The organism is Candidatus Poriferisodalis sp. (genome assembly GCF_965262965.1).
Classification (GTDB): Bacteria; Actinomycetota; Acidimicrobiia; order Acidimicrobiales; family Poriferisodalaceae; genus Poriferisodalis.
This window is the reverse complement of sequence record NZ_OZ253573.1, coordinates 2,428,431-2,448,040: the sequence shown is the minus strand read 5'-3', so window position 1 is coordinate 2,448,040 and position 19,610 is coordinate 2,428,431. Positions and strand designations below refer to the sequence as shown.

Below are 19,610 nucleotides of genomic sequence, written 5' to 3'. Positions count from 1 at the left end.
AAGCGCAATGAATCTCGGCTTCGGAACCGACGGCATCCGGGGACCGGCGTACTCGGAACTCGATGAAGTCGTCGTCCATGCGCTGGGGCGTGCTGCGGCCGAGACCGTCTCACGCACGACTGGCGGCGCTCGCTGGGTGACCGGACGCGACACGCGAACGTCGGGACCAGCGCTGGCGGCGGCGCTGGCGGCGGGCTTGCGTGCCGCCGGTGCTGAGGTCATCGATCTCGGTGTCGTGCCGACGCCGGTCGTTGCATTCGCAGCAGGGCTGCACAACGCCGCGGGAGCGATGGTCTCGGCGTCGCACAACCCCTGGCATGACAACGGCGTCAAGTTGTTCGCCCGGGGCGGAACCAAGCTCGACGACGGTGCGCAGGCGTCGGTGGCCGAGCACCTCGCCAGAATCGGCATCACGCACGGCGATCGGCCCGCTCAAAGCGATGTCGCCCGGCGGGATCAGCAAGCGACCACCGCGGGTGATTCCGACGCAGCGACGAATGGTGTGCTCGCTTCCTATGAAGCGTCGTTGAGCAACGCAATTGGCGGTCGCTCGCTCGACGGTCTCCATCTCGTCGTGGACTGCGCGAACGGCGCCGCGGCGCCTCACGCTGCGCCGCTGCTGGAGCGGTTGGGCGCGCAGGTGACGGCGCTGTTCTGCGAGCCCGACGGTCGCAACATCAACGAGGGATGCGGATCGACGCACCCAGCCGCGCTGCAGGCAGCGGTGCTCGAGGCGGGAGCCGACCTCGGGCTTGCATTCGATGGCGACGGTGATCGGCTCATCGCGGTCGACAGCGTTGGTGAGCTCATCGATGGCGACCGTGCGATGGCGCTGTTTGCCGTCGACCTGCGCGATCGCGGTCTACTGGCAGACGACATCCTCGTGGTGACCGTTATGTCGAACCTGGGATTGCGTCGAGCGATGTTCGACGCAGGGATCGGGCTCACCACCACCGCCGTCGGCGATCGGGCTGTGCTTGAGGCGCTCGACGCAGGCGGGTTCAGCCTCGGCGGGGAGCAGTCCGGTCACATCGTGTTCCGGCACGAAGCCACTACCGGTGACGGCTTGCGCACGGCGGTCCACCTCGCGGACCTCGTCGTTCGTCGGACTGCCGCGGACCCGTTGGTGCGTTCGAGCGCCGACCTGGCCGCCCCAGCCATGCAGACAGCCCCGCAAGTGCTCCGCAATGTCGAGCTCACGAGCGGACCCCGCGTCCTGCCCGCGGCGGTACAGCGCAAGATCGACGATGTTGGCGCCCAAGCCGGCCCCGACACCCGTGTCCTCGTGCGCCCGAGCGGCACCGAACCTGTCATCCGCGTCATGGTCGAAGCGCCGACCGCTGCAAAGGCTGAGGCGCTCGCCGAACGTCTTGTGGAGCTGGTGCGCGCGGGAATTGTCGAAACAACAGGTTGACCTGATGGCCGACCGGTTCTCGCTGGTGCGACGTTCGCCGCTCGATTGTCGGTGACGCGGCGGGCGCCGCGCTGGATCAGGTGTAGACGTTCAGGAACGCCTCGTTGAGCCGACGGTCGACGTAGAACACGCCCTTGGCGAGCTGCGCGGCATCCCAGGTCCGCTGCGGGTTGTCCGGGAAGTAGATGTAACCGCCCGAGAACACCTCATTGCGGTTGCCCGACGGATCCCAGAAGTAGATTGTCTGGCCGCGGGTGATGCCGTGGCGGGTCGGGCCGATGTCCACCGCGATGTCGAACCGGCTCATGACGTCGCCAGCGTGGGCAACGTCGTTCCAGCTTTCCAAAGAGAACGACACATGGTGGAAGATGCCCAGATCGTCGTGGTGAACGAAGGCCACGTCGTGGGCCTTGCTGGCGCACGTGAGGAACGGCGCGATGTAGGAGCCGTCCGGTGCGACCACCACCTCGGCGAGCTCGAAGCCCAGCACCTCGGTGAACAGTTCCACGGTCTCGGCGATGTTCGGCCCGTACAGCAGGCAGTGGTCCATTCGGGTGGCCCGCATGCCCCGTGGCTCTTCGTCCCACACGTCAGGGTTGTGCGTCGGCGGCGCCTTGTCGGCGATCGCCATCTCCGAATAGAGGTGGATGGTGTGCCCCGCCGGGATCGTGAAGCTGACGACCCGACCGAGCGTCGGCTGCGAACCCGGCTCGAGGTGGTCAATCGCCACGCCGTGGGCATAGAGCTTGTCGGTGAGCTCAGTCAGGTCGTCGGCGTTGCGCACCTTGAAGCCCATGAAGTCCATGCCGGGTTCGTCGGCGGGCCGCAAGATCACACTGTGATGGTCGAACTCGTCGTATGCCTTGAGATAGACACGACCGTCCTCACCGGTGTGCACCACGGACAAGCCGATTCGATCTCGGTAGTGAACGATGCTGGCGTCCATGTCCGTGACACGAACCTGCACGTACCCAGCTCGCATGACGCCCGTAATGGCCATGGCGAAACCCCCCTGTGAGTTGTTGCCATCTATCTAATCACGCACGTCCTCCCCCCACAGCCGGCGGCCGTGCGTCTGGCTGGAGGGCGTACGGGTGCTCGGTACCCTCGCTGTTGTGTGCGGGATTGTGGCGGTCCTCGGGCGCCGGGACGACCGGCTGGCTCTGGAAGCCGCGGCTGTTTTACCGCTGCTGCGCGACGCCACGGCGCTGCTTGGCGTCGCGGCGGGCCCGGACGTCACGACCGCTGATGGCGGCGAGCGCGATCTTGCACTCGATCTAGAAGCGGCAGCGGCGCTGTTGCGAGTGGCCGATGATGCGCTGCGGTCGCTGCCGGGAGTTCGCCTGCTTGTCGAGGACGCCAAGTGCGTGCTGGAGATCGACGCTGTGCTGGCGACGTTGGCCGCACACATTGTTGACCTCGACAGTGCAGTCGATTCGAGCGACGTCTCGGTGACCCGTTCGAATGAGCCCGACAGCCCGCTCGATGCTGCCGGCGCTCGGGTCGAGCGCATCAATGCCGCGCTCGGGGAGCTGGCCGACCACACCTTCGCGCTTCGGCGCGACCGGCTGCGCATGGCCCGCGAGATCATCGGGCTCTGGGGAGGCACGCCGCCACCGACTGCAGTGGGCGGACTGTGGTCGATCCAGGTCGCGCTGTCAGCGCTGGATCGGCTCGAAGTGCGCGGACGTGACTCGGCCGGCCTGCAGGTGTTCGTGCGGGGAGCGGACCTCGACACCGCCATCAATGATGGGGACAGCCTCAGCCAGCGGCTCGCTGACCCGTTGTTCGGGTCGGGCGCGGTGCGCGCTACTGACAACGGGCTCGCCTTCGTCTACAAGACGGCCGCAGAGATCGGCGAACTGGGCGACAACACGGCTGCGCTGCGGGCGGCGATCCGCGACGACAGCCTGCTGCGCTGGGCGCTGTCGTACGACGAAGCAGAGACCATCGTGCTGAGCCACACTCGCTGGGCCAGTATCGGGATCGTCTCCGAGCCGAACACTCACCCCCTCGACGCATGGCCGTCGCCTCGCGACGGCGCGGATGTTGCTGCGTCGCCTCGCGACGGCGCGGATGTTGCTGCGTCGCCTCGCGACGGCGCGGATGTTGCTGCGTCGCCTCGCGACGGCGCGGATGTTGCTGCGTCGCCTCGCGACGGCGCGCACGTTGCCGCTGTGCTGAATGGCGATGTCGACAACTACGCCGACCTGCTGGCACAGCGCCGTCTGTCGATCGCGCCGGAGATCACCACTGACGCCAAAGTCATCCCCACCATGCTGCGGCAGGCTCTCGCTGCTTCGAAGAGGGCCGATTCGAACGCCACGACTGCCGAGCGACTCCGGCTGGCGTTCGTCGACACCGTGAGCACCTTCGACGGCTCCGTCGCCATTGCAGCGCATGCCTCGGACCTGCCGGGATCGGTCGCACTCGCGCTGCGTGGCAGCGGGCAAGCCCTGTACGTCGGCGCCACCGACCACGCCTACGTCGTTGCCAGCGAGCCCTACGGACTCGTCGAGGAATGCCGCCGATTCGTGCGCCTCGACGGTGAGACACCGTCCAACCCGGCGAACCCCGTCGGCAGCCGCGGCCAGGTCATGCTGGTGAGCGCACCGTCTGTCGCCGATGACGGCCCGGGCGCAGGGCCGCTTGTGGCCCTGCAGCGATTCTCCTACGACGGTTCCGAACTGCCGCTGCGACACGATGACGTTGTCACTGCCGAGATCACCACCCGGGACATCGACCGGGGCGACAGCCCGCACTTCCTGCTGAAGGAGATCCGCGAAGCGCCCGACTCGCTTCGGGCCACATTGCGTGGCCGCATTGAGACAGCCACATTGCGTGGCCGCATGACCGCAACCGGGACCGTACTGGCGGCGCGGCTCGGTGCCGAGGTGCTGCCGACCGGCGTGCGGACACGCCTGCGCGACGGGTCGATCAGGCGCGTCGTCGCCATCGGCCAGGGCACGGCTGCCGCCGCCACCGACGCATTGCCGCATTTCTTCGGGACCCTTCTGGAGCCGTCACCGTTGCTTCGCGGCCTCGATGCATCGGCGACGCTCGCGACCGAATTCAGCGGCTTCGGCTTGCGCCCCGACATGTCCGACACGCTCGTTGTCGCAGTCAGCCAGTCCGGCACCACCACTGACACGAACCGCACGGTCGATCTCGCGCGTGCGCGCGGCGCGGCAGTGGTCGCCATCGTCAATCGACGAGGCAGCGATCTCACTGACCGTGCCGACGGCGTGCTCTACACATCTGGCGGGCGCGACGTGGAGATGTCGGTTGCATCCACCAAGGCGTTCTACGCGCAGATCGCGGCCTCGGCGCTGCTGGCATCCGCTATCGCTGCGGAGCTGCGTCCTGATGATCCGCGCACTGCGCGTGCTGTGAGCGACTTGCTCGGCGCACTCAACGAGCTTCCGGCAGCGCTCGCAAGCGTGTTGGCTGCGCACGACGAGATTGCTCGTATCGCCCGCCGCCACGTCGGCGCGCACCGTCATTGGGCAGTGGTTGGCAACGGGCCCAACCGCATCGCGTCGCGTGAGGTCCGCATCAAGCTTTCCGAGCTCTGCTATCACGCCGTCGCCGAGGACGCGACTGAGGACAAGAAGCACATCGACTTGTCGTGCGAACCGCTGGTGTGGGTGTGCGCGACAGGCCTCAGCGGTTCGGTCGCAACTGACGCAGCCAAGGAAATCGCGATCTATCGGGCGCATCGGGCGACGCCGATCGTGGTCGCCTCGGCGGGGACGGGCCGCTTCGACGCCGCCGCGGAGCTGTTGGAAGTGCCCGCAGTGCACCCCGCGCTGGACTTCGTGCTGGCGACGGCTGCTGGCCACCTGTTCTGCTACGAGGCGGCGCTGGCGATCGATGCGCTTGCGGGGCCGCTTCGCGAGATGCGTGCAGCAACCGAAGCACTGCTCGCGGTCCGGAGCCGCGACGAAGCATTGCTCGCGGTCCGGAGCCGCGACGAGACATTGCTCGCGGTCCGGAGCCGCGACGAAGCATTGCTCGCGGCCGAACGCCGCGAGGGTCCAGCTGGTGTCACCTCTGGGTCGATAGACGTGCTCAGCGTGTTGGCCGAGCGATTGGCTCCGGCTGCAAACCGATTCGGCGACGGCCTGCGGGCGGGGCGCTACGACGGCCATCTGCGTGCCGGCTCTGCGACCCGACTGGGCTCGGTGCTGCGCTACGCAACCGGCGTCGCGCCGCTCGACACGTACCAGATCGATATGGGAAAGGTGGGCCGACCCTCGGTCCTCATCGAGGACCTCACCGCCGCGTTGAACATTGCGATCGATGAGCTCACCCGCCCTGTCGACACGGTCAAGCACCAAGCCAAGACGGTCACCGTGGGCATCTCGCGGGCGGACGAGACGCTCATGGGCTCGATGCTGGTCGCTGCCGCGATCGGTGCCGGCGCTCCACGAGATCGGCTGTCCTACGCCGCACTGCGCACGCTCGCCGCGCTCGACCCCGCTGTGGTGGAGGTCACCGGCTGGTCGCGCTACCGCATCGAAGGCGAGGTGGCGTCGGCGAGCAGTCCCGAGGCCACCATCTGGCTGACCGACCGGGGCGGGACCGCGCTGGGCATCGAGTCGCGCACCGCGTCCAACCCGCAGCTGCGCGGCAGCAAGCACCGCGCCGCGTATGAACGCGAAGTCACTGTGGCCCGCGGCAGCGACGGCCGCAGCGTGCTCCACATACCCGAGACGAAAGATGGGTCCGCGACCGGGCTCACTTTGTTGCACTGCCAGTTCGCGGCCCGGCTGCCGACGCCGGCGATGCGGGCGGTGCTGATGGGCTACCGCGGGCGGTACGGGGCGCTGGCCGACGCAGTGACCGAGTCGCTGCCCTGGTTCCGGGACGACCTGCTCGGCACGGTCGACGTGTTCGACCTGCTGACGCGGCCCGTGTATGTGCTGGCTGAGCACTGGTTGGGTGCTGCCGGCGCGGACGGAGAATGACCCAGTGAGTGCGCCAGGGAGTGCTGGCGCGAGCGGCAACGGAATTGGTGCACCAGCGATTGGCATCGATCTCGTCGACGTGCCCCGCTTCGCCGCCGTCCTCAAACGTCGCCGTGGCATGCGGACACGCCTGTTCACCGACTCCGAGCTCGCCTACGCCGATGGGAGCGTCGATCCCGACATCCGACTCGCCGCCCGATTCGCTGCAAAGGAAGCAGTGATGAAGGTGCTGGGAATCGGTCTGGGCGCGTGCAAGTTCCGCGACATCGAGGTGAGACGTCACGACTCGGGACGACCCGAGCTGGTGTTGCGCGGCCTCGCCGCCGAACGGGCCGCCGCGGCGGGCCTGCACAGCTGGCAGGTCTCGCTGACCCACACTGCGGCCGTGGCCGCGGCAATGGTCCTGGCACGATGAGCACGACATCGCCTGCGAGCGTCATTGCTGCGAGTGCCCCTGCTGCGAGTGCCCCTGCTGCGAGTGCCGTAGCCGCAACCGTGGCCTCGAGCACCCGTACGCGGTGACGCCGTGATCCCGATTGTGACACCGACGGAGATGTCGGCGATCGACGCTGCCGCGCCCGTCCCCACCGACGTACTGGTGGCCCGCGCCGGAGCGGAAGTGGCAATCGCGGCGCGCCGGATGCTGGGCGGCACCTACGGGCGCCGTGTGCTGGTTGCCACCGGCAAGGGCAACAACGGCGCCGACGGCAGGGTCGCAGCCTCGGTGCTGGCGCGCTGGGGCGTTCGCTGCGTGGTCGCCGCGCCGCCGCGAGCACTTGAGCTCGTTGCCGCGGCGCACGGCCGATCCTGCGCACCGTGGGACCTGGTGATCGATGCTGCCTACGGCACCGGACTGCGCGGCCCGTGGGGCGCCGACCAAGCGCCCCAAGTGCCCGTGCTGGCGGTCGACATCCCGTCCGGCATCGACGCGCTCACCGGTGCAGATCACGGCTGCTGGCCAGCCGCGGCCACGGTCACGTTCGGTGCGCTCAAGCCGGGATTGCTTCTGCCTCCAGGCACCACCGCAGCCGGCGAGGTGCAGGTTGCTCCGATCGGCCTCGACGCCACCAGCGCAGCCGCGTGGCTCATGACCGACGCTGATGCCGATGCCGTGTTGCCGACCCTGCCGCCGTCCACGCACAAGTGGCGCCGCGCCGTTCGGGTCATCGCGGGATCACCGCAGATGCGCGGAGCCGGCCATCTCGTGTGCGCTGGCGCGCAGCAGGCCGGCGCGGGCATGGTCGTCATCAGCTCGCCGGGGCTGGCCGCGGCCAGCGTTTCGCGCCCCACCGAGACGGTCGCACGCAACCTGCGACCGGGGCGATGGGCCGCCGCGGCTCTCGACGGCATCGATCGGTTCGACGCCGCTGTGATCGGTCCGGGAATCGGTGTCGATGCCACGTCCGCCGCGCAGATAGCTGCATTCATCGAGAGCTGCCCGGTTCCGTTGGTCGTCGACGCAGACGCGCTCGCTGCGGTTGCTGAGCACCCGGACTGCCTGCGTGCCCGCACAGCAGCGACCGTGCTCACTCCTCACGACGGCGAATTCGCGCGCCTCACCGGTGCCGCGCCGGCTGCGGATCGCTTCGGGTCGGTCCGCCAGGCCGCGGCCGACCTTGGCGCTGTCGTGTTGGCAAAGGGTCCCACGACCCTCGTGGCGTCCCCGGTTCGACCCGACGCGAGCACGAGACCCGCAGCTGTGCTCGCCGTCACAGCGGGAACGGCTCGACTGGCCACAGCAGGGTCGGGCGATGTGCTCTCGGGCGTCATTGCCGCGTCGCTGTCCGGTGGCGCAGCCGACCCGGAAACGCTCTTGTCGCTGGTCGCTGCAGCCGCGCACTGGCACGGTCGGACTGCAAGCTGCGAGGCCGCTGGCCCCGCAGCTGCGTCAGTGCCGCTGCTGGCCGCGGCGCAGGTCGGCCTGCTCGAAGCCGCCAGGATCGAGCTCGCACGGTCGCAACCGGATCGGCGCCGACCATGACCGTCGAAACGATGGCCGACCCAGCAGAGCTGCGCCCGACCTGGTGCGACATCGACCTCGCTGCACTCGATCGCAACTTGGCGGCGATCCGAAGGCACGTCGGCGGCGCGGAAGTGGTGCCGGTCGTCAAGGCCAACGCCTACGGACACGGCATCGGCCCCATCGGAATGGCGCTGCAGGCGGCCGGCGTCACCTGCGTGGCCGTCGCCTATGTCGAGGAAGCGCTTGCGCTGCGCGCAGCCGGTGTGAGCATTGACATCCACGTGCTCGGAGGCGCCGTCAAGCGGCAGATTCCCCTGTTTGTGGAGCATGACCTGATCCTGACGGCACCGTCGATCGAGAAACTCCGACAGATCGATGAAGCAGCGGCAGCTGCGGGCGCCACCGCGCGGGCACATCTCAAGATCGACACCGGCATGGAGCGCATCGGCATTCACCACTACAACGCCGACCAGCTGCTCGCCGAGTCGCTGGGCTGCCGTTGCGTGCGCGTCGAGGGCGTGTTCAGCCACTTCGCCAACGCTGATGCGGTGGATCTCACCGATGCCCGCAGGCAGCTCGAGCGCTTCAGCGAGGCGGTCAGCTTCTACGAGCGCCGCTCGCTCCCGACCCCCGTGCGCCACATGGCCGCGTCTGCGGCGATCGCACGTTTGCCCGAAGCGCACCTCGACCGGGTGCGGCCCGGAATCGCGTTGTACGGCATCGCCCCGACGCCCGAGATCGCCGCGGAGTTGCCCACCGAGCCGGTGCTGTCGTGGCACAGCGAGGTCGTGTACTTCAAGGTCGTGCCCCAGGGAGCCTCGGTCGGCTACGGCAGCACCTGGACGGCGGATCACCAGATCCGGGTGATCACACTGCCGGTGGGCTACGCCGACGGCTACGCGCGCTCGCTCGGCGCTGGATCGACACGGCAGGGGGCCAGCGTGCTCATCGATGGCGCGCCGCACCCCGTCGTCGGGCATGTCTGCATGGATCAGACCATGGTGAACATCTCCGATTCCAGCGCCTACAACGGCGACTGGGTCACCCTCGTCGGCCGTCAGGGCGATCAGCGGATCACTGTCACCGATCTCGCCCGATGGTCGGGTCGCAGCCCGTACGAAGTGCTCACTGGGATCTCGTTGCGCGTCCCCCGCCGCTACCGCCGTGATGATGCCCCCCAATGCGGACTCGCTACTGGCGAGGCGCGCTAGACAAGCTGAGTCATGCAGTTCCGAACCACCAGCGCCGACGAGACACGGCAGGTCGCCGCAGCGCTGGAACCGCTGCTGCAAGCTGGCGATGTCGTGCTGCTGTCCGGCGACCTGGGAGCCGGCAAGACCGTGTTCACCCAAGGCCTGGCTGCAGCATTGGGCGTTGCCGAGCAGGTGACGAGCCCCACGTTCACCCTGGCGCAGAGCTACGAAGGCCGTCTGCGGCTGCATCACCTTGACGTCTACCGCCTCGAGAATCTCGGCGAAGTGCTGGATCTGGACCTGCCCGAGTTGCTCGAAGACGACGGCGTGGTGTGCGTGGAGTGGGGCGAAGTGCTCATTCCTGAGCTGCCCCGGAACTTTCTGCGAATCCGGATCGGGCTCGCTGGCCCCGACGACTCGCCCGACATGCGCATCTTCGAGGTCGACACCATCGGCCCGAGCTGGCTCGCCCGCGCCGACGCTCTGGCCGAAGCCTGGCAACTCGGGGTCCGCTCGGAGGCCGAGCCGTGTTAGTGCTCGGAATCGAGACCGCAACGCCGCAGGTGGGCGTGGCCATCGGCGGTCACGAAGGCATCATCGCGTCGTTCCACACCACGAGAGATCGCCGTCACGCCGAGACGCTGGCACCCGCCGTACAGTTTCTCTGCGAGCAGGCGCAGCTGAAACTGTCGCAGATCGGCCTTGTCGCCGTCGACATCGGCCCAGGCTTGTTCACCGGACTGCGCGTCGGGCTGGCAACTGCAAAGGCCATTGCCTACGCCTGCAGGGTCCCCATGATCGGTGTCTCCAGCCTGGACCTGGCTGCGTTTCCGGCACGCTTCAGCGACCGGTTGATCGTGTCGACGGTGGATGCCCGGCGCGGCGAGATCTTCTACGCCACCTACCGGCGAGCCCCCGGCGGCATCCAGCTCATGAGCCCGCCGGCCGTCGGCCAGCCGGGCGACGTGGCCGCGCAGCTCATGGCGACGGGCTCCGAGACCCTCATCGTCGGCGACGGTGCCGAGCGCTACGCCGACATTCTCGGAGCTGCGCGCGGCGCCGAGATCGGCCGGGAAGGCCTGCGCCACCCCAACGCCGGCGCCCTCGTCGAGCTGGCCCACGCCCGGGCGCTACGCGAGGAATTCGTCAGCCCCGCCGAGATCGTGCCGCTGTACCTGCGTGCGCCAGATGCCCGGATCAACTGGCAGCAACGGGAGCGGTCATGAGCACGCCGTCGGGAACCGCCGAAGCGGCAGACACGTATTCGGCTGAAGCAGACACGTATTCGGCTGAAGCAGTGCTGGTCTGCGCGATGGAGCGGCGTCATCTGCGCGAGGTGCGTCGCATCGACCGCTTGGTGTACCCGCGGCCCTGGTCGATGGCGATCTACCTCGACGAGCTGCAGCGCCACGCGGACCGGGTCTATCGAGTCGCGTGTCGGGCTGGACGCAGCGGTGGCCCGGGCGGCGTGATCGGCTACGGGGGTCTCATGCTGGTCGGCGACGAGGGACACATCACCTCTGTGGCTGTCCATCCTCAGTGCCAGAGTCGCGGCGTCGGCGCACAGCTGCTGCTCGAACTGCACCGCGAGGCCCGACGGATCGGCCGTGTCGATGCACTGACGCTCGAAGTCCGGGCATCCAACGAGGCCGCGCAGCGCTTGTACCGGTGGTTCGGCTATGCGCCGGTCGGCACTCGCAAGCACTACTACCGCGGCTCCGAAGCCGGGCGCGGTCGCGAGGATGCCCTCGTCATGTGGTGCCACGACATCGGGGGCTCCGAGCACGGCGACCGGCTCGACTGCATTGCCACAGTTCTCGGCGTGTCCGAGAGCGCATCGGACCCCTCGCCAGAACGGCACGAGTGATGACGACCATTCTGGGCATCGAGACCTCCTGCGACGAGACCGCCGCCGCGGTCGTGGATGACGGCAGACAGGTGCGTTCCAACATCGTCAGCAGCCAGGTCGATCTGCATGCCCGATACGGCGGGGTCGTGCCCGAGATCGCGGGCCGCGCCCACGAGGCCCTCATCACGCCTGTGGTCGCCGAAGCACTGGTCGAAGCCGGTGCTGCCGACAGCGACATCGACGCCGTTGCAGCCACCTGCGGGCCCGGGCTGGTGGGCAGCCTGCTCGTAGGCGTGGCGGCAGCCAAGGCGCTGGCGCTGGTGTGGGACGTACCCTATGTCGGCGTCAACCACCACGAAGCGCACCTCTACGCCGCGCTGGTCGACGAGCACGACGCCGAGGTGCAGTTCCCGCTCGTCACGCTGCTGGTCTCGGGCGGCCACACGATGCTGGTGTCGTCTGAGGGGCACGGCCGGTACCGCCTGCTCGGCGCGACCCGAGATGACGCGGCAGGCGAGGCCTTCGACAAGGTGGCCCGCTACCTGGGCCTGGGTTATCCAGGCGGCCCGGCCATCGACCGGCTCGCCAACGAGGGCGACCCCGAAGCGGTCCCCCTGACGCGCGCCATGCTCGACGACGGTCTGGATTTCTCGTTCTCCGGAATCAAGACGGCCGTCATCAACTGGGTGCGTGCCCACCCTTCGGTGGACGCCGCCGATGTCGCGGCATCGTTCCAGGCCTGCGTCGTCGATGTGCTGACCCACAAGACCCGCCGGGCCGCCCAACAAGTTGGCGCCGCCGGCATCTGCCTGGCGGGCGGAGTGGCGGCGAACAGCGCCCTGCGTGAGCGGACGCTCGACATCTGCGTGGCCGACCGCATCAACGCCTACCTGCCCAGCCGCGCGATGTGCACCGACAACGCAGCCATGATCGCTGCGACCGCCTGGTACCGCCTGCAAAGCGACGGCGCGTCCCCGCTCGACAGTGGCGCCGACCCCAACCTCCGCATCGATTTTCTCACCTGAACCAATACAGGGTTTCGCTGCCGGCAACAGCTCTTGGCGAGGTTGCGGGACGGCGACGAGGCTCGTATCGTTAGCACTCGCCCGGTGAGAGTGCTAACGCATCCCGGGCTTCCCCGTCAGCCACAGGAGGCATATCCGACCATGAATCTGAAGCCACTCGAGGACCGAATTGTCGTGCGTCCCGGTGACGCCGAGGAGACCACCGCCAGCGGGCTTGTCATCCCTGACACCGCCAAGGAAAAGCCCCAGCAGGGCGAGGTTCTCGCGGTTGGTCCGGGCAAGCGCTCCGAACAGACCGGAGAGGTCATCCAAATGGACGTCGGCGTCGGCGACACCGTCGTCTACAGCAAGTACGGCGGCACCGAGATCACCGTGGCCGGCGAGGATCTGCTGATTCTCAGCGCCCGCGACGTGCTGGCCATCGTCGCTTAGCGCGCGGCATCCGAAGAAGAGAGAAACCACACATGCCGAAAATTCTGAAATTCAGCGATGAGGCGCGACGCGGCCTCGAGGCCGGCGTCAACAAGCTGGCCGATGCCGTGAAGGTGACCCTCGGCCCCAAGGGTCGCAACGTCGTGCTCGAGAAGTCATTCGGAGCGCCGACCATCACCAACGACGGCGTCAGCATTGCCCGTGAGATCGAGCTCGACGACCCCTTCGAGAACATGGGTGCACAGCTCGTGAAGGAAGTCGCCACCAAGACCAACGACGTGGCCGGCGACGGCACCACGACGGCCACTGTGCTGGCCCAGGCAATCGTCCACGAGGGCCTGCGCAACGTGGCCGCTGGTGCCAACCCGATGGAGCTCAAGCGCGGCATCGAAGCGGCTGTGGCTGCCGCTGTCGACGCCATGGGCAACATGGCCACCGACGTGTCCGACGACAAGGGCAAGATCGCCAGCGTCGCCGGCATCTCGTCTGCGGACACAACCATCGGCGAGATCCTCGCTGACGCGTTCGACAGGGTCGGCAAGGATGGCGTGATCTCGGTGGAGGAGTCGAACACGTTCGGCGTCGACCTCGAGTTCACCGAGGGCATGCAGTTCGACAAGGGCTTCCTGTCCCCGTACTTCGTGACCGACCCGGACCGCCAGGAGGCCGTCTTCGACGACGCGTACCTGCTGTTCGTGAACGGCAAGATCGGCTCGGTCTCCGAGCTGGTGCCGGTGCTCGAGAAGGTCATGCAGTCCGGCAAGGCCCTCGTCATTATTGCCGAGGACGTCGAGGGCGAGGCTCTCGCCACGCTCGTGGTCAACAAGATCCGTGGCACGTTTGCCTCGGTGGCAGTGAAGGCCCCCGGCTTCGGTGAGCGCCGCAAGGCGATGATGGCCGACATGGCCATCCTCACCGGCGGCGAGGTCATCTCCGAAGAGGTCGGCCTGAAGCTGGAGAACACCTCGGTCGAGCTGCTTGGCACTGCCCGCAAGGTAATCATCACCAAGGACGACACCACGATCGTCGAAGGCGGCGGCAGCTCTGCCGACGTCGAGGGGCGCGTCACGCAGATCAAGCGTGAGATCGAGGACACCGACTCCGACTGGGACCGCGAGAAGCTGCAGGAACGGCTGGCCAAGCTGGCCGGCGGCGTTGCGGTGATCCAGGTCGGCGCGGCCACCGAGGTCGAGCTGAAGGAAAAGAAGCACCGCATCGAGGACGCCGTCTCGGCGACGCGTGCGGCGATCGAAGAGGGCATCGTGCCCGGCGGCGGCACTGCGCTGCTGCGGGTCCGCGGTGCCATCTCTGCGCTCGATCTGAGCGGTGACGAGGCCACGGGGGCCAACATGGTGCACCGGGCGCTCGACGCTCCGACCCGCCAGATCGCCCAGAACGCCGGCTACGAGGGCGCCGTGGTGGTGCAGCAGGTCGAGCAGTCCAACGGCAGCATCGGCTTCAACGCCGAAACCGGCGAGTTCGAAGACCTCGTTGCCGCTGGCGTGATCGATCCGGCGAAGGTGACGCGTGCGGGGCTGCAGAACGCAGCCTCGATCGCAGCACTGCTGCTGACGACCGAGACGCTCGTCACCGACAAGCCCGAAGAGGCCGATCCCCACGCTGCCGCTGCTGCGGCTGCCGCGATGGGCGGCGGCATGGGCGGCATGCCGGGGATGATGTAGCTCGCGCTACACCTCTCTACAACTCACGCACAGGGCCGGCGAGATCGCCGGCCCTGTGTCGTTTGTGGCGTTCCGCAGGGACTCGCAGTTGAAGCTCGCGACTCTTGGCAGCCCTATCGGACCAGATCCAGGAGTTCGTCGAGCGGCTGGTCGTCGAAGTAGTTCGGATGCGTGACTCGAATGGCTTCCTCAGAGTCCGCGCCGAGCAGGACGACCTCCACTCGTCGATTGTGTTCGTACTCCCGCTCCATCTCGCCGTACGCCACGACTGCGCGAGCACCATCGCTCAAGCGTTCCATCCGGATTCTCTGCCGGGTGTCGTGGTCGTAGGCGATCAAGAAGTGGATCGTCCTGCTTCGGGGAGCGGCGGCAGTCATGCGCGCAGCGTAACCGGCCGCGGGAGGCCGGGGATTTCGTGATCGAACGTCGCATCCTCAACGACGTACATCGCGCTCAAACAACTGCTCTAGTGCGCCTGCTAGGTCAACAAGGTTCTGATCCTGGCCCGCTAGCGAGTGACCGCTGACATCCCGCAGCGCATAGAGCCCGCCAAGGTCTCGGAGCAGTTCATGGTGCTCGAAAGGTCCGTCACCACTCTTGTAGTCGATCCCGGTTCGGCTCGTCAGATCCTCCAGCAAGCGCGCCCATCGGTGTTGCGACGACCGATTGAATCCAGCCTGATAACGGGTATGAATGTGGACTGCCCGGTACCCGGAACTGCGGGGCGTAGCTACGTAGTCACGAATGCGGTCGTCATCTCTGTTGCGGCGGCGGCGGTGGGAGCGAGCCCGTCGCGACGCATCGAAGTACCTCACCGGCACGATCAACGCTGCTGTTCGAGAATTGTCGCTCGACCGCCACTAGAGCGCAGCGTAGGCATGGCTGGATGCTCCGAGACTGCGATTTCCCGCACTCTTCACGAATGTCGGCAACGCCGGCGTCATCGATCAACAGATTGGCGACAATCGAATCAGCGAATCAGCGAATCAGCGAAACAGCGTGACGGCCCAATCTCAGTTGGAATCGCTGACTCGCAGGTGCGGGACCCGGGGAAGGCCCAGCGGTAGCCTCGTTGTTTTCCCCAACTTGGCGCAGTTCCAGCGCGGGACCTATGCCCCCACCATCCTCGGCGGCCAGCCCGGTTGCCCACCCAACGGTTCTTGTGGTGGATTTCGGCGCGCAGTATGCGCAGCTGATTGCGCGGCGGGTGCGCGAGGCGCAGGTCTATTCGGAAATCGTTCCTCACACGTCGAGCGCCGATGAGCTGGCTGAACGCTCGCCAGCGGCGATCATCTTCAGCGGCGGGCCAGCTTCAGTCCACGTGAACGGCGCCCCCGGCATCGATCCTGACGTCTACGAGCTGGGCGTTCCGATCCTGGGCATCTGCTATGGATCTCAGCTTCTGGCCCGCGACCTCGGCGGCCGGGTGGACCGCAGCGGTCGGGGCGAGTACGGGCGCACAATGCTCGGCCGAACCGACGCTGCGTCAGAGCTCCTCGACGGCTCGTCGCCAGGAGAACCTTCGACACAGCCGGTGTGGATGTCGCACTTCGATGCGGTGACGGAGCCACCGGCCGGATTCGTGGTGACGGGCATGACGCCCGACAGTCCGGCGGCCGTGATCGAGGACTTCGGGCGGCGCTTCTACGGGGTGCAGTACCACCCTGAGGTGGCGCACACCCCGAACGGGCAAGCCCAGCTCGAGCGCTTCTTGCACGAGGTGTGCCAGATCAACTCCGAATGGACGATGACCAATGTCATCACCGAGAGCGTCGAGGCCATCGGGGCTCAGGTCGGTTCGGCACGGGCGATTTGCGGTCTTTCGGGCGGGGTGGACAGCGCCGTGGCGGCCGCGCTGTCCCAGCGAGCCATTGGCAGCCAGCTCACCTGTGTCTTCGTGGACACGGGGTTGATGCGCGCCGGCGAAGGCGACCAGGTCACCGAGACGTTCCGCCGCACCCAGGGGATCGAACTGATCCACGAGCGAGCTGCCGACGAGTTCTTCGAGGCGCTGGCGGGGGTGACTGATCCCGAGGACAAACGCAAGATCATCGGCGAGAAGTTCGTGCGCATCTTCGAACGGGCCGCGGGAGGCATCAGTGATGCCCGCTTCTTGGTGCAGGGAACGTTGTATCCCGACGTCATCGAGTCTGGCTCGCCCACTGCGGCCAAGATCAAGAGCCACCACAACGTCGGCGGGCTGCCCGAAGACATGACGTTCGAGCTGGTTGAGCCGTTGCGCAACCTGTTCAAGGACGAGGTGCGTGCCGTCGGCACCGAGCTGGGCCTGCCGCCCGAGATCGTGCAGCGCCAGCCGTTTCCCGGCCCTGGCCTCGGTGTGCGGATCGTCGGCGAGGTCACGCCCGAGGCTGTCGAAACCGTGCGGGCCGCGGACGTCATCGTGCGCACCGAGATTGAGACGGCCGGACTGGACGGCGAGGTCTGGCAGGCGTTCGCCGTGCTGGCCGACATCCGCAGCGTCGGCGTGATGGGTGACGAGCGCACGTACGCCAAGCCCATCATCGTGCGAGCGGTCACCAGCGAGGATGCGATGACTGCTGACTGGGCCCGCTTGCCGCACGATCTGCTCGAGACGATCTCGTCGCGCATCGTCAACGAGGTGTCCGGGGTGAACCGGGTCGTCTACGACATCACCTCCAAGCCCCCCGGCACCATCGAATGGGAATAGCCGGCTCGGAAGCGGCCCGTAGATATATGCGAACGGGAAGAGGCGAGTGACACAAACAGTTGCAGGGCTGACGGTCGAGACGCTCATTGCGAATGGCATCGACAACCTCTACTGCCTGCCCGGTGTGCAGAACGATCCCTTCTTCGACGCGCTCTACGACCGCAGCGACGCACTGGTGCCCATCCATACCCGTCACGAGCAGGGCGCTGCCTACATGGCGCTGGGAGCCGCTTTGGCGACGGGCGAGCCGCAGGCGTTCTGTGTTGTGCCGGGACCGGGCTTGCTGAACACCGCAGCGGCGCTCAGCACGGCATACGCCACCAATGCGCCGGTGCTGGCGCTGGTGAGCGAGATCCATTCGGACGCAATCGGCCAAGGCCTCGGCGCGTTGCACGAAATCCCGGATCAGTTGGGCGTGCTGGGGCGGCTCACCCGCCAGGCTGAGCGTGTCACCGACGGCGCGACGGCCCACGCTGTGCTGCAGAGCGCGTTCACGGCGCTGCGCTCGGGTCGTCGAGGCCCGGTCGGTGTGGAAGTCCCGACCGACGTGTGGAACGCCACCGTCGAGTCGTCTCCCGGCGATCTTGTCGCCCCGCCACGGCCAGGTCCTGCACCCGATCCGGCGGCCGTTGCCGAGGCGGCAGAGCTCATCGCCGCGGCGGAACGGCCGATGATCGTCGTCGGGGGCGGCGCCCAGCCGTTCTCGTCTGAAATCTGCCAGTTGGCCGAGCAGCTGTCGGCACCGGTCTTGGCCTTCCGCATGGGTCGCGGTGTGATGCCGTCGGACCATCCCTTGAGCATCGCCACGCCGACCGGGTACCAGCTCTGGCCGCACACCGACGTCGTCATCGGGTTGGGCACCCGGCTCGCCATGGCGCAGTCCACCTGGGGCGTCGACGACGACCTCGCGATCATCCACATCGACATCGATGCCGACGAGATCGGCCGCGCCGGGCCGCCCGCAGTGGGCATTCATGCCGATCTCGCCGACGCGCTGCCCCTGCTCGCCGACGCACTGGGGGAGTCATCGCTCGACCGCTCCGCATGGCGAAGCACTGTCGCCCAGACGCGAGCCGAAGCTGAAGCGGCCTGCGCAGCCGCACTAGCGCCCCAGTACGGCTGGCTCGGTGCCATCAGAGCCGAGCTGCCGGCTGAGGGCATCTTCGTCGATGAGATGACGCAGTGCGGCTACGTGTCGTGGCTCGGGTACGAGGTGTTCCGTCCGAGGACCTTCATCAGTGCCGGCTACCAGGGCACGCTGGGATACGGGTTCGCGACGGCACTCGGTGCAGCACATGCGCGGCGCGACGTCCCGGTGGTGTCGATCGTCGGCGACGGAGGTGCACTGTTCACTATCAATGAGTTGGCGACTGCCGTACGCCACGACATTCCGCTCACGACGATCGTGTTCAACGACCACGCCTACGGCAACGTCCGCCGGATACAGCACGAGCGATATGGCGGCCGCGTCATCGCCAGCGACCTCACGAGCCCGGACTTCGTGAAGCTGGCAGATTCATTCGGTGTCCGAGCGATGCGTGCCAGCACACCAGACGAGCTGCGCATCAGCCTGCGCGAAACGCTGGGCTCGGGCGAGCCGGCTGTGGTCGAGGTGCCGTTCGGCGAGGTTCCCTTCCCGTGGCCGCACATCGTTAAGCCACGAATCCGAGGCCTCCAGCCCAGCGAGTAAGACCCATGCCGTTCAGTATCAACTTCTACCAAGACCAGGTCCTCGCTGGCGGCGTAACTTCGACACCGCTGGGGCCGTTGCCGCGGCTGCTCTATGTGCGCGACGGCGAAGTGGCGCTCAACGGGCGCGACCTGCGAGCAGGGGAGTCCGCGGCAGCTTCGGAGGGCTGCGAGGTGGCGGGCAGTGCCGAGTGGTCGGAGATCTGGCGCTGGGAGGTCGACCTTCCCAACAGTCCGCCCGCGTCCATAGAGGGCTCCGGCGTGCTCACGATCCACCGGATGAGCCGGCTCATCACGACGCTGGACATGGCTCGGGGGAGCGAGTGGCTGTTCCGCCTCGACCAGATCACGTCGCGAGCGGGACACGTCTCAGATCCTCATACCCATCCCGGTCCGGGGATCCGCTGCCTGCTGCGGGGCACGTTCAACATCGAGCAGCACGGTGAGCGCTACCGAGGCGGTGTGCCCGGCGAGCCTTGGTGGGAATCGGGAGACGACGAGGTCGTGTTCTGGGGCAGCGAGACCATGGAGGCGAGCTTCCTGCGCGGCATGGTGCTGCCGACTTCCCATGCCGGCTCGGCCACCGGAACGAGGCGGACCGACGACCCCAACCGGCGCCGGGCCAACTGGACACTGCACACCGACGAGCTGTTCACGGTGCCTTCCGAGGACCGTTGAGCCGGTCACGTGGACCGGTTGCCTGG

16 protein-coding genes are annotated in these 19,610 nt (G+C 67.6%); 14 read left to right on the top strand and 2 right to left on the bottom strand.

Going from position 1 to position 19,610, the window contains the following annotated elements:
* Positions 1-7: 7 nt before the first annotated feature.
* Positions 8-1,414: a phosphoglucosamine mutase gene (locus tag ACQY5K_RS11650; RefSeq protein ID WP_428115371.1), complete on the top strand. Its 1,407-nt coding sequence runs from the start codon at positions 8-10 to the stop codon at positions 1,412-1,414.
* Positions 1,415-1,490: 76 nt separating this feature from the next.
* Here ACQY5K_RS11650 and ACQY5K_RS11645 read toward each other — a convergent pair whose 3' ends face one another.
* Positions 1,491-2,414, bottom strand: coding sequence for a catechol 2,3-dioxygenase (locus ACQY5K_RS11645; RefSeq protein WP_428115368.1), 924 nt, complete (start codon positions 2,412-2,414; stop codon positions 1,491-1,493).
* 115 nt (positions 2,415-2,529) lie between these two features.
* Here ACQY5K_RS11645 and ACQY5K_RS11640 point away from each other — a divergent pair, with 115 nt between their 5' ends.
* From ACQY5K_RS11640 to groL, 10 genes are all read left to right on the top strand, one after another.
* On the top strand, positions 2,530-6,384 hold the full coding sequence (locus ACQY5K_RS11640; protein ID WP_428115365.1) for an SIS domain-containing protein: 3,855 nt from the start codon (positions 2,530-2,532) through the stop codon (positions 6,382-6,384).
* A gap of 4 nt (positions 6,385-6,388) precedes the next feature.
* Entirely contained in the window at positions 6,389-6,799 is a 411-nt protein-coding gene (locus ACQY5K_RS11635; protein WP_428115362.1) for a holo-ACP synthase, read from the top strand.
* A 111-nt stretch (positions 6,800-6,910) separates the two neighbouring features.
* Positions 6,911-8,365, top strand: coding sequence for an NAD(P)H-hydrate dehydratase (locus ACQY5K_RS11630; protein WP_428115359.1), 1,455 nt, complete (start codon positions 6,911-6,913; stop codon positions 8,363-8,365).
* The gene (gene alr / locus ACQY5K_RS11625) at positions 8,362-9,558 is read left to right on the top strand and encodes an alanine racemase (RefSeq protein ID WP_428115356.1); all 1,197 of its coding nucleotides are present in this window, start codon (positions 8,362-8,364) and stop codon (positions 9,556-9,558) included. Before ACQY5K_RS11630 ends, alr begins: the two co-directional genes overlap by 4 nt.
* 12 nt (positions 9,559-9,570) lie before the next feature.
* Positions 9,571-10,074 (top strand): tRNA (adenosine(37)-N6)-threonylcarbamoyltransferase complex ATPase subunit type 1 TsaE, encoded by a 504-nt coding sequence (gene tsaE, locus ACQY5K_RS11620; protein ID WP_428115353.1) that lies wholly within the window; start codon positions 9,571-9,573, stop codon positions 10,072-10,074.
* Entirely contained in the window at positions 10,068-10,766 is a 699-nt protein-coding gene (gene tsaB / locus ACQY5K_RS11615; RefSeq protein ID WP_428115350.1) for a tRNA (adenosine(37)-N6)-threonylcarbamoyltransferase complex dimerization subunit type 1 TsaB, read from the top strand. Before tsaE ends, tsaB begins: the two co-directional genes overlap by 7 nt.
* The gene (rimI, locus tag ACQY5K_RS11610) at positions 10,763-11,407 is read left to right on the top strand and encodes a ribosomal protein S18-alanine N-acetyltransferase (protein WP_428115347.1); all 645 of its coding nucleotides are present in this window, start codon (positions 10,763-10,765) and stop codon (positions 11,405-11,407) included. Before tsaB ends, rimI begins: the two co-directional genes overlap by 4 nt.
* Positions 11,407-12,414, top strand: coding sequence for a tRNA (adenosine(37)-N6)-threonylcarbamoyltransferase complex transferase subunit TsaD (tsaD, locus tag ACQY5K_RS11605; RefSeq protein WP_428115344.1), 1,008 nt, complete (start codon positions 11,407-11,409; stop codon positions 12,412-12,414). Before rimI ends, tsaD begins: the two co-directional genes overlap by 1 nt.
* Positions 12,415-12,555: 141 nt before the next feature.
* Entirely contained in the window at positions 12,556-12,846 is a 291-nt protein-coding gene (gene groES / locus ACQY5K_RS11600) for a co-chaperone GroES (RefSeq protein WP_419921338.1), read from the top strand.
* 32 nt (positions 12,847-12,878) lie between these two features.
* On the top strand, positions 12,879-14,528 hold the full coding sequence (gene groL / locus ACQY5K_RS11595) for a chaperonin GroEL (protein ID WP_419921337.1): 1,650 nt from the start codon (positions 12,879-12,881) through the stop codon (positions 14,526-14,528).
* A 113-nt stretch (positions 14,529-14,641) separates the two neighbouring features.
* Here the strand turns inward: groL and ACQY5K_RS11590 are convergent, their stop codons facing one another.
* The gene (locus ACQY5K_RS11590; RefSeq protein WP_428115340.1) at positions 14,642-14,905 is read right to left on the bottom strand and encodes a hypothetical protein; all 264 of its coding nucleotides are present in this window, start codon (positions 14,903-14,905) and stop codon (positions 14,642-14,644) included.
* Between the two features lie 734 nt (positions 14,906-15,639).
* Here ACQY5K_RS11590 and guaA point away from each other — a divergent pair.
* From guaA to ACQY5K_RS11575, 3 genes are read left to right on the top strand one after another with little or no spacing between them, the layout of a single operon-like run.
* Positions 15,640-17,217: a glutamine-hydrolyzing GMP synthase gene (guaA, locus tag ACQY5K_RS11585; RefSeq protein WP_428115337.1), complete on the top strand. Its 1,578-nt coding sequence runs from the start codon at positions 15,640-15,642 to the stop codon at positions 17,215-17,217.
* A gap of 46 nt (positions 17,218-17,263) precedes the next feature.
* Positions 17,264-18,907 carry a thiamine pyrophosphate-dependent enzyme gene (locus ACQY5K_RS11580; protein ID WP_428115334.1) on the top strand — a complete coding sequence of 548 codons (1,644 nt, stop codon included), beginning with the start codon at positions 17,264-17,266 and terminating at the stop codon, positions 18,905-18,907.
* A gap of 5 nt (positions 18,908-18,912) precedes the next feature.
* Positions 18,913-19,584 (top strand): hypothetical protein, encoded by a 672-nt coding sequence (locus ACQY5K_RS11575; RefSeq protein WP_428115331.1) that lies wholly within the window; start codon positions 18,913-18,915, stop codon positions 19,582-19,584.
* Positions 19,585-19,610 lie beyond the last annotated feature (26 nt).